Origin of the sequence: Streptomyces sp. NPDC050416, from assembly GCF_044458845.1 — a bacterium.
Lineage (GTDB): Bacteria > Actinomycetota > Actinomycetes > Streptomycetales > Streptomycetaceae > Streptomyces.
Window position 1 is genome coordinate 330,265 of the sequence record NZ_JBITII010000007.1, and the last position, 12,685, is coordinate 342,949.

Annotated in this window: 9 protein-coding genes and 3 pseudogenes; 5 read left to right on the top strand and 7 right to left on the bottom strand. The window is 72.9% G+C overall.

The genetic code is table 11. The annotated features are described in order from the left end of the window. The 5 genes and pseudogenes from ACIBL4_RS23655 to ACIBL4_RS23675 form a co-directional block, all read right to left on the bottom strand. Entirely contained in the window at positions 1-222 is a 222-nt protein-coding gene (locus ACIBL4_RS23655) for a hypothetical protein (protein WP_399413151.1), read from the bottom strand. Continuing rightward, a complete protein-coding gene (locus tag ACIBL4_RS23660; RefSeq protein WP_399413153.1) occupies positions 219-809 on the bottom strand; it encodes an amino acid permease in 591 nt (196 codons plus the stop codon). Before ACIBL4_RS23660 ends, ACIBL4_RS23655 begins: the two co-directional genes overlap by 4 nt. A gap of 32 nt (positions 810-841) precedes the next feature. Further along, positions 842-1,036 (bottom strand): annotated as a pseudogene (locus tag ACIBL4_RS23665) (amino acid permease); the annotation flags it as partial. Between the two features lie 63 nt (positions 1,037-1,099). Beyond that, positions 1,100-2,671 (bottom strand): GMC family oxidoreductase, encoded by a 1,572-nt coding sequence (locus ACIBL4_RS23670; protein ID WP_399413155.1) that lies wholly within the window; start codon positions 2,669-2,671, stop codon positions 1,100-1,102. A gap of 24 nt (positions 2,672-2,695) precedes the next feature. Beyond that, positions 2,696-3,989 (bottom strand): annotated as a pseudogene (locus ACIBL4_RS23675) (aldehyde dehydrogenase family protein). 384 nt (positions 3,990-4,373) lie between these two features. Between ACIBL4_RS23675 and ACIBL4_RS23680 the strand changes: the two are divergent. The 3 genes from ACIBL4_RS23680 to ACIBL4_RS23690 all read left to right on the top strand — a co-directional run bounded on the left by ACIBL4_RS23680 (position 4,374) and on the right by ACIBL4_RS23690 (position 7,805). Further along, complete coding sequence (locus tag ACIBL4_RS23680; RefSeq protein ID WP_399413157.1) at positions 4,374-5,120, top strand: DUF4142 domain-containing protein; 747 nt, start codon at positions 4,374-4,376, stop codon at positions 5,118-5,120. A gap of 86 nt (positions 5,121-5,206) precedes the next feature. Continuing rightward, positions 5,207-5,965, top strand: a complete 759-nt coding sequence (locus ACIBL4_RS23685; RefSeq protein ID WP_399413159.1) for a TIGR04222 domain-containing membrane protein — start codon at positions 5,207-5,209, stop codon at positions 5,963-5,965. A 139-nt stretch (positions 5,966-6,104) separates the two neighbouring features. After that, entirely contained in the window at positions 6,105-7,805 is a 1,701-nt protein-coding gene (locus ACIBL4_RS23690) for an alpha/beta hydrolase (RefSeq protein WP_399413161.1), read from the top strand. Here ACIBL4_RS23690 and hemQ read toward each other — a convergent pair whose 3' ends face one another. Further along, complete coding sequence (gene hemQ, locus ACIBL4_RS23695; protein WP_399413163.1) at positions 7,806-8,549, bottom strand: hydrogen peroxide-dependent heme synthase; 744 nt, start codon at positions 8,547-8,549, stop codon at positions 7,806-7,808. A gap of 4 nt (positions 8,550-8,553) precedes the next feature. Then, positions 8,554-10,070: pseudogene (gene hemG, locus ACIBL4_RS23700) on the bottom strand (protoporphyrinogen oxidase). A gap of 158 nt (positions 10,071-10,228) precedes the next feature. Between hemG and ACIBL4_RS23705 the strand changes: the two are divergent. Together ACIBL4_RS23705 and ACIBL4_RS23710 are read left to right on the top strand one after the other, a co-directional pair. Further along, entirely contained in the window at positions 10,229-11,230 is a 1,002-nt protein-coding gene (locus tag ACIBL4_RS23705) for a DUF4349 domain-containing protein (protein ID WP_399413165.1), read from the top strand. A gap of 27 nt (positions 11,231-11,257) precedes the next feature. After that, the gene (locus ACIBL4_RS23710) at positions 11,258-12,649 is read left to right on the top strand and encodes an FAD-dependent oxidoreductase (protein WP_399413167.1); all 1,392 of its coding nucleotides are present in this window, start codon (positions 11,258-11,260) and stop codon (positions 12,647-12,649) included. Positions 12,650-12,685: the final 36 nt, after the last annotated feature.

The window sequence follows — 12,685 nt, forward strand, 5'->3', positions numbered from 1 at the left end:
TCAGTCCTTCGATACGGCCTCGTCCTTCGGCACGGCGTCACCGGCGGCCGCGTCGCCACGGCCGTAGTGGTGGGTGGTGAACATGTACAGCACGCCGCTGCCCACCACCACCGCACCGCACCGCAGGACGATCCAGTTCGCGTACCACGGCTTCTCCGGGCTGCGGGTCCAGGAGATGTTGACGATGGCGAAGACGCCGTAGGCCAGCGCCCCGATGTTCACCGGCAGGCCCCAGCGGCCCAGGGTGAACTCGCCCGCCGGACGCCACCCCTTGAGCCGGGCGCGAGCGCGGCCAGCACCACCATCTGGAACGAGCCGTAGATCCCGAGGATCGCGAACGACACGATGTTGGTGAGGGCGTCCTCGGAGAACAGGGAGGCGAAGGCGATGAGCAGCGGCACCGCGGCGGAGACGAACAGCGCGTAGCCGGGCACCGCGCGGGCGTGGGCGAACCGCCGCAGCAGCCGGTGCCCGGCGATCATCTCGTCACGGGCGTAGGAGTGGATGAGCCGCCCGGCCGCGGCCTGGAGGCTGATCGTGCAGGACAGGAAGGAGATCAGCACCACGGCCATGACCATCCGCGCCCCGGTCTCGCCCATGGCGTCGTACAGCACGCCCACCACCGGGTCGGCCACCTCGCCCGAGATGACCGCGTTGAAGTCCGTGACCGACAGCAGCAGCGACATGCAGGTGAACGTGGCCGCGGCACCGCCGATGTAGATGGTGCGGCGCATCGCCTTCGGGATGACGCGGCCCGGGTGGGCGATCTCCTCGGCGGTGTCGCGACGACGACGAGCACGGCCGTGCACAGCACGGTCGTGTGCACGGTGGTGTCGAAGCCTAAGAGGATGGCGATGTAGGGGCCGGCGCCGTAGGCGACGGAGGTGATGGTCACCAGCAGCGCCCACATGTACACCCAGCCGGTCGTCCACGCCCACCGCTTGCCCCACAGCCGCCGCGCCCAGGGATAGACACCGCCGGCGATGGGGTACTGGGCGACGATCTCGCCGAAGATCAGCGAGACGAGGGTCCGCAGCCGGCCAGCACGAACGCTCTGCCGAGGCGGTCCCGGCCACCGGGGCGGGGGGCTGCGAACTGGTCACGTCCGGGCCTCCTGTTCCTCGGGTCCGGGCCGGTCGAGGATCAGGTCGGCGGCGCGTTCGGCGGCGAGCAGCACGGTCACCATCGGGTTGATGGTCGGCATCGTCGGGAACACCGACGCGTCGACGATCCGCACGCCCTCGACACCGAGCAGTCTCAACTCCGCGTCGCAGACGGCCATCGGGTCGTCCGGGGCGCCCATGCGGCAGGTGCCCGCCGGGTGGTAGACGGTGTGCGCCGCGCGGCGGCCGTACTCGGACAGGTCGGCGTCGGAGACGACGTCCGGGCCGGGCGCGACCTCGCGGACGAGCCAGTCGCGCAGCGGGTCGGTGGCAGCGACCTCGCGGGCGACCTTCAGCCCGTCCACGATGGTGCGCTCGTCGTGCCCCTCGGGGTCGGTGAAGTACCGGAAGTCCAGGGCGGGATGCTCGGCGGGGTTGTTGCTGCGCAGCCACATGCGGCCGGTGGAGCGGGCGCGCGGCACGTTCGGCGTCATGCACACCCCGTACGGCGGCACGGGATAGCCCAGGCGCTCGGTGTTGACGGTGAACGGCACTTGGTAGAAGTGGAACATCAGGTCGGGGCGCGGCTGGCCCTTGTCGCGGCGCAGGAACAGGCCGGCGTCGGAGTCCATCGCGGAGTTGGGCGGCAGCGGCCCCTCCGTCTCCCAGACGATCACGGACTCGGGGTGGTCCAGCAGGTTCTCGCCCACGCCGGGCAGGTCGGCCCGCACGTTGATGCCGAGGGCGCGCAGGTCGCCGGCCGGGCCGATGCCGGAGAGCATCAGCAGGCGCGGGGTGTCGATCGCGCCCGCGCACAACAGGAGTTCGCGTTCGGCCCGCACGGCGGCGGGTTCGCCGTCGGCGCCCCGGACGGCGACACGGGTCAGCCGGCCCGACTCGTCCGGGAGCAGCCGGTGCGCCCAGGTATCCAGCAGGAGCGTGAGGTTGGGCCGGTGCAGGACGGGGTGCAGGTAGGCGACGGACGCGGAGGAGCGCAGGTTGCCCTCGGGCTGGTAGGCCAGGGAGAAGAAGCCGGTGCCGTCGGCGAAGGGCTCGGCGTTGAAGTCGTCGACGACGGGGACACCGAGGGCGCGGGAGGCGGCGGTGACGAAGTCCTCGGCGATGGGGTTGCGGTCGGCCTCGGCCACCGGGACGATCCGGGTGAGCAGCCGGTCGCGGTAGGGGAGGATCGTCGCCGGGTCCCAGCCGGAGCAGCCCCGGCTCACCCAGTCGTCGAGGTCCTGCGGCAGCGGCAGGAAGCTGATCAGGGTGTTGTGCGAGGAGCAGCCGCCCAGGACGCGGGCCCGTGAGTGCAGGATGTGGGAGTTGCCGCGCGGCTGCTCGACGGTGGTGTAGCCGTAGTCGAACTCCGAGCCCAGCAGGTTGATCCAGTTGCGCAGGCGCAGGATGCGCTCGTCTCCGACGTCGCTGGGGCCGCCCTCGACGACGCAGACGCGGCAGTCGGGGTCCTCGCTCAGGCGGGCGGCGAGCACGCAGCCGGCGGTGCCACCGCCGACGATGACGTAGTCGTAGGCGGACTCGGCGCCGTGGGCGATGGTGGGGGCCATGCGGTGCCCTGCTTTCTGTGTCGTTCAGCCCTTGAACCAGCCCGAGGGGGCGGGGGCCAGGTTCTGGTAGGTGTGCTTGGCCTCCTGGTACTCGCGCAGCCCCGTGGGGCCCAGCTCGCGTCCGACGCCGGAGCGGCCGAAGCCGCCCCACTCGGCCTGCGGTACGTAGGGGTGGAAGTCGTTGATCCAGACGGTGCCGTGCCGCAGCCGCTGCGCGACGCGCTGGACGCGGCTCGCGTCGGAGGTCCACACCCCGCCGGCCAGGCCGTAGCGCGTGTCGTTGGCCAGTTCCACCGCCTCGTCCTCCGTGCCGGGGCTCCGGTGCCTTCTCCCGGTGCTCGGCGGAGCTGAGCGGGCCGCTCTCGGTGCCCTCCTCCAGGCCGTTGCCGAGCCGGATGGCCCGGGCGCGGCGGGCGAGGGTCTCGACGAACCGGTCGTGCAGCGAGTCCTGGACCAGCAGGCGTGATCCGGCCGAGCAGACCTGCCCGGAGTGCAGGAAGGCGGCGTCCAGCGCGTGGTCCACGGCGGCGTCGAAGTCGGAGTCCGCGAAGACGATGTTGGGGTTCTTGCCGCCGAGTTCGAGGGCGATGGTCCGCGGTCCCTCGGCGGCGCCGGCCATGATGGACCGGCCGGTGGTCAGGCCGCCGGTGAAGGACACCAGGTCGACGTCGGGGTGGCCGGTCAGGGCCGCGCCGACGCTCGCCCCGGAGCCCAGCACCAGGTTGGCGACGCCGGGCGGTGCGCCGGCCTCCTCGATGAGCCGGATCATGGCGATGGTGGTGAGCCGTGTGGTCTCGCCGGGCGTGAGGACGAAGGTGTTGCCGGCGGCGAGCGCCGGGGCGACCTTCCAGGAGGCCTGGAGCAGCGGGTGGTTCCAGGGGGCGATGAGCGCGCAGACCCCGACCGGCTGGTAGACGACGCGGCTGAGGACGTCCGGGGCGACGTCCACGACCCGGCCGCCGTCCATGCCCGAGAGTTCGGCGTAGTAGCGGAAGGCGTTCGCCACGTCCTCGACGTCGATGCGGGCCTCGGCGAGGGTCTTGCCGGTGTCGAGGGTCTCGGTGCGGGCGGTGTCCTCCTGGTCGCGCAGCAGCAGGTCACGGACGCGCAGCAGGACGTCGGCGCGGTGGCGGGAGGTGGCGTTCGCCCAGTCCCCCTGGTCGAAGGCGCGCCGGGCGGCGCGTACGGCGCGGTCCACGTCGGTGGCGTCGGCCTCGTCGACGGTGGTGACGACGGAGGCGTCGCAGGGGTTGACCACGTCCCGCCGGCCACCGGCCGCCGCCTCTGTCCACTCGCCGTCGATGTACAGCTCACCCACGGCGAGGCCTCCTTCGCATCCGGCCGGTGCCGATCGGCTCGACGGTCAGCAACATGGCCCATCGGGCGTGCGGCGGCCACGGGCCACACCGCCGCGACGGCGTCCCGGTGGGTCAGAGGACCCGGGTGGGCTAGTCACCCGGCCTCGCCCGTCCGCACGCGAGTGTGCCGGGGCTGACACCCGGGTCACGCCCGCCCGGAACCATGGAATGTTTCAAGCCTCTTTGCCCCGGTGAGTCCCCCGGCCCGCCTCCCCCAATCGCCCCGCCCTGCCTCCGATACAATGATTCGCCCCTGTACGGAAGTTGACGTAGACCCCGCAGTAACATGTCAACTCCGCACCTGAAGCCCATTAGCGTGCGGTGCCGTACCAGGAGGCACCACCATGCGACCGCGACCCCCCGTCAAGGGCCGAGGCATCGTCAGCGGCACGGGGCTCATCGTCACGTGTCTGACGGCGACGCTCGCCGCGCTGGTCTTCTCCCTCTGGTCGTACACCGACCGGCCGGGGACGGGACCGGACGTGCTGAGCGCCCAGACTCTGCGCACGAGTTACGGCCCGCTGTCCGCACTCGACCAGGACTTCCTCGTCAAGGTCCGGCTGGCCGGGCTGTGGGAGCTGCCGGCGGGGCGGCAGGCGCAGACGAAGGGGACCACGCCGGCCGTCCGGACGGCGGGCCGGCATCTCGTCGAGGGGCACGGGCTCCTCGACGAACGGGTCCGCGGTGTCGCCGCGCGGCTGAACCTCGCCCTGCCGGACGAGCCCAGCGACCAGCAGAAGCAGTGGCTCGAAACGCTGGACGCGGCACAGGGTGCCGAGTACGACCGGCAGTTCGCCAACATCCTGCGGCTGGCGCACGGCAGGGTCTTCTCGGTCGTCGCCCAGGTCCGCGCGAGCACCCGCAACTCGCTGGTGCGCGACCTCGCCGACGACGCCAACACGACCGTCCTGGACCACATCAAGGTCCTGGAGGCCACGGGCTACGTCGACTTCGACGCCATGGCCCGCGACATGGCCGGAGCGAGCACGCCCCCGACGGCCGTCCCCGCTCCGGCCGCACCCTCGATCCCGGCCCCGGACCCGGCCACCACGCTTCCGCCGCCGACGTTCCGCCCGCCGCCCGAACAGTGAAACGGAACGTCACATACCGACAACGCTCCGTCCGGATCGTGAACAAGGCATGGTGTTTTCGGGACCGTGTCACATACAAACAACATATGCTCTGGGTTCTTTTCCTGCTGGCGGCCTGGGCCGTGGCCGGCACGGCGTGCACGCGCCTGTGCCTGGCAGCCGTACGCGCCGCGTCCGGTGACACGAACACCGGCCGGATCCATGAACTCACGCTGTATGAGGCTGCGTTCCTCTCCGGCGGGCCCCGGCGGGTCGCCGACGTGACCCTCGTCGCCATGGCGCGCCAGCGCCGGCTGCTCCTGGCCCACACCGGCTGGGCGACGGTCGTCGATCCGCGCGGGCGGGACGAGATGGAGCAGTCGGTCATCGGGGCGATCGGCCCCGAGGGGCAGTCCCGGATAGCGCCGGTGCGGGCCGCCGCCGCCACGGCGGACGCGGTGCGCGGTATCGCCGACCGGCTGGTGCGCGCGGGGCTCGCGGTGCCCGACAGCGCCCGTACGACGGTCGCGGCGGCCGTCCGGCAGGTGCGCTCGGCGGCCGTCGCCGTCCTCGCTCTCGGTGTCGCCGCGCTGCTGACGCCCGCTCCGCCGGACATGCCGCGCCATCTGATCGCCCTGTGGTTCGCGCTGCCGCTCACCCTGACCCTGAGCTCTCTCGCCGTCGCCCGCATCGAGATCCACCCGTACTCGCGCTGGGCGTCCCCGGCCGGCCAGCGACTGCTCGGCGCCCTGACCCGGAACGCGGACGGCACCGCCGACGACCGTACGTACCTCACCTCCGTGGCCGTACGCGGCGTCAGCGCGATCGGCGAACCGGACCTGCGCGCCGCCTTCACGCACCGCTAGCGGGCACCCTCCGGGACACGACTGACCGACCGGGGGCGCACAGGGGCATGGGCGCCGACACCGGCCGACGGTGCTTGCCTTCCCCAACCGCCGCATCAAACATCCCTTTTGTCGCCACCGTGCACCGAAGGGACACGCGATGAGAGCCGCCCTCCTCTACTCGGCCGCAGGATCCTTGCTGCTGAGCGCCCTCACCGCCGCCCCGGACACCGACGGCGCGAGAGCGGCGGCCGAGCTGCGCGGCACCGCGGTGGCCGCCGCGCGGGCGAAGGCCGCCGGCATCGACTTCGGCCCCTGCCCCGACGCACAGGACCTCCCCGCAAGCATGCAGTGCGGCACCGTCACCGTCCCGCTGGACTACGCCCGGCCCGACGGCAGACAGATCGAACTCACCGTCGGCCGCGCCCGGGCCACGCGCAAGGACCCGCACCAGGGCAAGCGCGCGGTCCACCGCCAGGGCGCCCTGGTCTACAACCCGGGCGGTCCGGGCGCCTCGGGCCTGTACTTCCCCCTCGTCGGCCTGCTCCCCGAGTGGAAGCGGATCGCGGCCGCCTACGACCTCGTCGGCTACGCCCCGCGCGGGGTCGGCCGTTCCGCACCCCTGTCCTGCAAGGACCCCAAGACGTTCTTCAAGGGGCCCACCCAGTCACCGACCCACCCCTCCGAGTCGTACAAGAAGGAACGCATCGCCCAGGCCAAGGCGTACGCGCGCGGCTGCGCCGAGCGGGCCGGCGGCGCCCTGCGGCACTATCACTCGCTCAACAACGCCCGCGACCTCGACGTCCTGCGCGCCGCACTCGGCGAGAAACGCCTGACATTCATGGGCTCGTCGTACGGCACGTACTTCGGAGCCCTGTACGCGACCCTGTTCCCCGGCCACGTACGGCGGATGGTGTTCGACTCGGCGGTCGACCCCGACCCGGAGCAGATCTGGTACCGCAACAACCTCGACCAGTCGGCGGCGTTCGAGCTCCGCTGGCGGGACTTCCGGAAGTGGATCGCCCGGCACGACGACGTGTACGGACTGGGCAGGACCGCGCGGGAGGTGCGGCACAGCTACGAGCGGGCGAGCGCGCGGCTGGCCGCCGAGCCGGCCGGCGGAAAGGTCGGACCCGGGCAGTTGCAGGGGGTGTTCCTCCAGGCGGGGTACTACGACGACCAGTGGCCGCACCGGGCGCACGCGCTGTCGGCCTACCTCAAGGGCGATCCCGGGCCGCTGGTCGAACAGGCCCAGCAGTACCCGGAGGCCGCCGCCGAGGCAGAGAACTCACGCGCCGTCTATGTGGCCGTCGAGTGCAATGACGCCCCCTGGCCGACGGACTGGGAGGTGTGGGACCGGGACAACACCCGGCTCGCGCGGCTGGCGCCCTTCGAGACCTGGGACAACGTGTGGACGAACCTGCCCTGCGCCTACTGGGAGGGGCCGCGGCAGCGGCCGCTCGACGTCGGCACCGGGCCGGGCGAACTGCCGCCGACGCTGATCCTGGCCGCCGAGCGGGACGCCGCCACGCCGTACGACGGCGCCCTCGAACTCCGCCGCCGCCTCAAGGGCTCGGTCCTGGTGACGGAGCGGGACGCCGGCGCGCACGGCCTGGCGGGCGGGCCGAACGCCTGCGTCAACGGCCATGTGGAGGCGTATCTGCTGGAGGGCCGGCTGCCGGGACGGCGCACGGACTGCGCCGCGCATCCGGAACCCAAGCCGCAGCCCCAGCCGCGGTCGCAATCCCAGCCGCGGTCGCAGTCCCAGCCACAGCCGCCGTTCCAGCCGCGGTCGCAGCCCCAGCCGCAACCGCGGTCGGCGGCCCCGGAGCAGCCCGGGGCCGGCGGACCGCTCGGCTGATCAGGCCAGACCCGCGACCAGCTCCGCGATGTCCTTGCGGCGGCCCGTGAAGAACGGGACCTCCTCGCGGACGTGCCGACGGGCCTCCGAGGCGCGCAGGTGACGCATGAGGTCGACGATCCGGTACAGCTCGTCGGCCTCGAAGGCGAGGATCCACTCGTAGTCGCCCAGGGAGAACGAGGCGACCGTGTTGGCGCGCACGTCCGGGAAGCCGCGGGCCATCTTGCCGTGGTCGGCGAGCATGCGGCGGCGGTCCTCGTCGGGCAGCAGGTACCAGTCGTAGGAGCGCACGAAGGGGTAGACGCTCACGTAGTTGCGGGGCGTCTCGTCGGCGAGGAACGCCGGGATGTGCGAGCGGTTGAACTCGGCGGGGCGGTGCAGCGCCATGTTCGACCACACCGGCGTGAGCGCCCGGCCCAGCCTCGTGCGGCGGAAGAGGTTGTACGCCTCCTGCAGCGCGTCGCTGGTCTCCGCGTGCCACCAGATCATCAGGTCGGCGTCGGCGCGCAGGCCCGAGACGTCGTACGTGCCGCGGATGGTCACGTCCTTGGCGGCGAGCTGGTCGAACAGCTCCTGGACCTCGTCGGCGTACCCGGCGCGGTCCTCGGGGAGGACGTCCTTCAGCTGGAAGACGGACCAGAGCGTGTAGCGGATGACCTCGTTGAGGTCCTTGGCCAGCTTGCCCTTGTTCGGGATGCGCTCGGGCGTGGCGCTGGAGGCCGTGGTGGAGGCGTCGTCACTCATGCCCTCATTCTCCCGCTCCGCCGTGCAGGCTCTGCACCGGGTGGGCGGTGAGCTCCTGCACGCCCGCCCGTCGCCCACCGCCACCCTCAACCGAAGCGCTTCGCGCTGCTCCTTTCATGGCCGGTCACCGTGGATCTGGTCGACGGCGGCGTACGCGCTCGCGATGCACGCCGGGATGCCGACACCGTCGTACGGCGCACCGCACACGGCGAGGCCCGGGAGCTTCGCCACGTGCTCGCGGACGCGGGCCACGCGCGCGTGGTGGCCGACGGGGTACTGGGGCAGGCCGTCGTCCCAGCGGGTGACGCGGGTGTCGACGGGTGCGGCCTCCAGACCGGTGGCGGCCTTCAGGTCCCGCCGGGAGACCGCCACGAGCTCGCTGTCGTCGCGCTGGAGGATCTCCGTCTCGCCGTACCGTCCGACGGAGGTGCGCAGGACGACGAGGTCGGGGTTCTCGCCGGCGATCCAGCCCCACTTCTGCGAGGCGAACGTGGACGCCTTGATCGTGCGGCCGTCCACCGGCGGCACGAGAAAGCCGCTGCCCTCGGGCAGACCCGCCTCGGCACGTCGATAGGCCAGGGTGACCAGCGCCATGGAGGCGTACTCGACGCCGCCGAGCTCGGCGGCGGCCCCCGGGGACTCCGTGCGCAGGAGCCGGGCGGCGGCGGGGGCCGGGACGGCGAGCACCACCGCGTCCGCGCGCAGCACCCGCTCCCCCGCGACCACGCGCCATCCGCCGTCGGCCGCGCTGTGGCTCAGCTCCGTCACCGGCGTCCCCGTGAGGATCTCGCCCCCGCGGGCCCGCACCGACTCGGCCACCGCGAGGGGCAACGTGCCGACGCCGCCCTGGACGCCCATGAACACCGGGCCGGTCTGCCGGCCGGCGGCCGCCTTCGCCTGGATCTCGCGGACCCCCTCCGTCAGGGAGGCGTGGCTGCGGGCCGCCTGGAAGAGCTGCGGGACGGCCGAGCGCATCGAGATGCGGTACGCGTCGCCCGCGTAGACGCCGCCCAGCAGGGGTTCCACCAGGCGGTCGACAACCTCGCGGCCGAGGCGCTCCGCCACGTACTCCCCGACGGCCACGTCGTCACCGACCTCCGTGCGGGGCAGTTCGGCGTCGCGGTCGATGCGGGCGAGGCCCTCGTCGGACAGCACACCCGACAGGGCGGCGGCGGTGCCGGGCACGCCCATCACATGTCCCTTGGGCATGGGGCGCAGCGCGCCCCGGGTCCAGATCGAGGCCGTCGCGGTCGCGGGCGGCTGGAGCCGGTCGGCGAGGCCCACCTCCCGGGCGAGCGCCACCGCCTCGGGGCGGCGGGCCAGCATCGACTCGGCGCCGAGGTCCACGCGCGCGCCCGCGACCTCCCCGGGCAGCAGCTTGCCGCCCACCCGGCCGGAGGCCTCCAGCACGGTCACCCGCGCCCCGCGCTCCAGCAGCCGGTGCGCCGCGGCCAGTCCCGCGATGCCCGCCCCGATGACGACGACCTGCCCCATGCCCGCACGGGCCTGAACTTCGCGCATGCCCCCAGCTTCTCAGACCCCACTGACAGCGCTCCCGCGCCCCGGTGTCCGGCACGAGTCCCGACCGTGACCGCATCGGAACCGTCCCGGACCAAACGTCCGGCACCGCCCGGGCGTCGAAGAAACGTCAGCCGAACCGATCCCCGGGGGATGCCCGCATGCGCACACGACGACCCGCCCGCCACACCGTCCCGGCGCTCACGGCGCTCCTGCTGGCCGCGGCCCTCGCGCTCACCGGATGCAGCGGCGCCGGCGAGGACTCCGCCGGCAGCAGTGCCGCCGACCGGGGAGTCGCCGCCCCGCACGCGAACGACAAGGCCGGCGCGAACGAGGCCGCCCCCGGCGGCGCCGGAAGCGGAGCCCGGGCGACCGCCCCGGCGAAACTCCCCACGAGCCACATCATCCGCACGGCCTCGCTGACCGTGCAGGTCAAGGACGTCCCGAAGGCCCTGGATGAGGCCCGCACCAGCACCGAGAACGCGGGCGGCTACGTCGGCAACGAGACCACCACCCGGGACGCGGAGGGCCGCGAGCGCACCCGGGTCGTGTTGCGTGTGCCCGTCGAGAAGTACGACGAGGTCCTCACCGAGCTGGAGGGCGCGGGCAAGCTCCTCGACCGCAGCGCCAAGGCGGAGGACGTCACCGACCAGGTCGTGGACGTGGAGAGCCGGATCAAGTCCCAGCGCGCGAGTGTGGCCCGGATCCGCGAGCTGATGGACCAGGCCACCAAGCTCAGCGACGTGGTGACCCTGGAGGGCGAGCTGAGCACCCGCCAGGCCGATCTGGAGGCGCTGCTCGCGCGCCAGGATTCCCTGAAGGACCGCACGAGCCTGGCCACCATCACCCTGTCGCTGTCCGAGACCCCGGTGAAGAAGGAGGCGAAGGACGACGACCCGGGGTTCGTGGACGCGCTCGTGGGCGGCTGGAACGCGTTCGTGACGATGCTGCGCTGGCTCGCGGTGGCCCTCGGCGCGGTCCTGCCGTTCGCGGCGGTGGCCGCCCTGCTCACGCTGCTGTGGCTGCGCGTCGTCCGCCCCCGCCTCCCGCGCCGCCCGCGCCCCGCGCCCGCCATGAGCGCCCTGGGCCCGCTGCCGACGGCCCGGCCGGCCCCGCGGTCCACGCCCGCGCCCGCGCCTGACGAGCAGGACGAGCAGGACTGAAATGCCCTGCTCCCGTAGCGTGTTCGCATGAACATGAGCCGTACGCGCGGGGAGCGACTGGTCGTGATCGGCGGCGACGCCGCGGGGATGTCCGCGGCGTCGCAGGCGCGCCGCCTGAAAGGCCCCGACGAGCTGGAGATCGTGGCGTTCGAACGCGGCCACTTCACGTCGTACTCGGCGTGCGGCATCCCGTACTGGGTGGGCGGCGACGTCACCGACCGGGACCGGCTCATCGCCCGCACCCCCGAGGAGCACCGCGCGCGGGACATCGATCTGCGACTGCGTACCGAGGTCACGGACATCGACCTCGACGGGCAGCGGGTACGCGCGCGTGACGTCGACTCCGGCGCCGAGTCCTGGACGTCGTACGACAAACTCGTGATCGCGACGGGCGCCCGGCCGATCCGGCCGGACATGCCCGGCATGGACGCGCCCGGGGTGCACGGCGTACAGACGCTGGACGACGGCCAGGCGCTGCTCGACACGCTGGCACGCACGCGTGGCCGCCGCGCGGTGGTCGTCGGGGCCGGCTACATCGGCGTGGAGATGGCCGAGGCACTCATCAACCGCGGCTACGAGGTGACGGTCGTCAACCGCGGCAGCGAGCCCATGTCGACCCTCGACCCCGACATGGGCCGCCTGGTGCACAAGGCCATGGAGGGCCTGGGCATCACGATGGTGAACGACGCCGAGGTCACGGGAATCGCGACAGGGGACGACGGCCGGGTCCGGGCGGTGGCCACCCAGGACCGCGACTTCCCGGCGGACGTCGTCGTGCTCGGCATCGGCGTCCGCCCCGAGACGGCCCTCGCGAAAGCGGCCGGCCTCCCCCTCGGCACCCACGGCGGCCTCCTGACGGACCGCTCGATGCGGGTGCGCGGCCACGAGAACGTCTGGGCGGGCGGCGACTGCGTCGAGGTCCTCGACCTGGTCTCCGGCCAGGAACGGCACATCGCGCTCGGCACCCACGCCAACAAGCACGGCCAGGTCATCGGCACCAACGTGGGCGGCGGCTACGCCACCTTCCCGGGCGTGGTCGGCACGGCGGTCAGCAAGGTCTGCGACCTGGAGATCGCACGCACGGGACTGCGCGAGAAGGACGCCCACCGCGTGGGCCTGCGCTTCGAGGCGGTCACCATCGAGTCGACCAGCCGCGCGGGCTACTACCCGGACGCCTCCCCCATGACGGTCAAGATGCTCGCCGAACTCCGCACGGGCCGCCTCCTCGGCGTCCAGATCGTCGGCCGCGAGGGCGCGGGCAAGCGGGTCGACATCGCGGCGGTCGCCCTCACGGCAGGCATGACGGCAGAACAGATGACGACCCTGGACCTCGGCTACGCCCCACCGTTCTCCCCGGTCTGGGACCCGGTCCTGGTAGCGGCCCGCAAGGCGGCGGCAAAGGTGCGCGGTTCTTTGTAAGGGACGGTGTGGGGGTTAGGGGCGCGGGGCTGTGTC

Coding starts and splice junctions, on each gene's coding strand:
- ACIBL4_RS23670 (WP_399413155.1), bottom strand. CDS start 2,671: ATGGCCCCCACCATCGCCCACGGCGCCGAGTCCGCCTACGACTACGTC.
- ACIBL4_RS23680 (WP_399413157.1), top strand. CDS start 4,374: ATGCGACCGCGACCCCCCGTCAAGGGCCGAGGCATCGTCAGCGGCACG.
- ACIBL4_RS23685 (WP_399413159.1), top strand. CDS start 5,207: ATGCTCTGGGTTCTTTTCCTGCTGGCGGCCTGGGCCGTGGCCGGCACG.
- ACIBL4_RS23690 (WP_399413161.1), top strand. CDS start 6,105: ATGAGAGCCGCCCTCCTCTACTCGGCCGCAGGATCCTTGCTGCTGAGC.
- hemQ (WP_399413163.1), bottom strand. CDS start 8,549: ATGAGTGACGACGCCTCCACCACGGCCTCCAGCGCCACGCCCGAGCGC.
- ACIBL4_RS23705 (WP_399413165.1), top strand. CDS start 10,229: ATGCGCACACGACGACCCGCCCGCCACACCGTCCCGGCGCTCACGGCG.
- ACIBL4_RS23710 (WP_399413167.1), top strand. CDS start 11,258: ATGAACATGAGCCGTACGCGCGGGGAGCGACTGGTCGTGATCGGCGGC.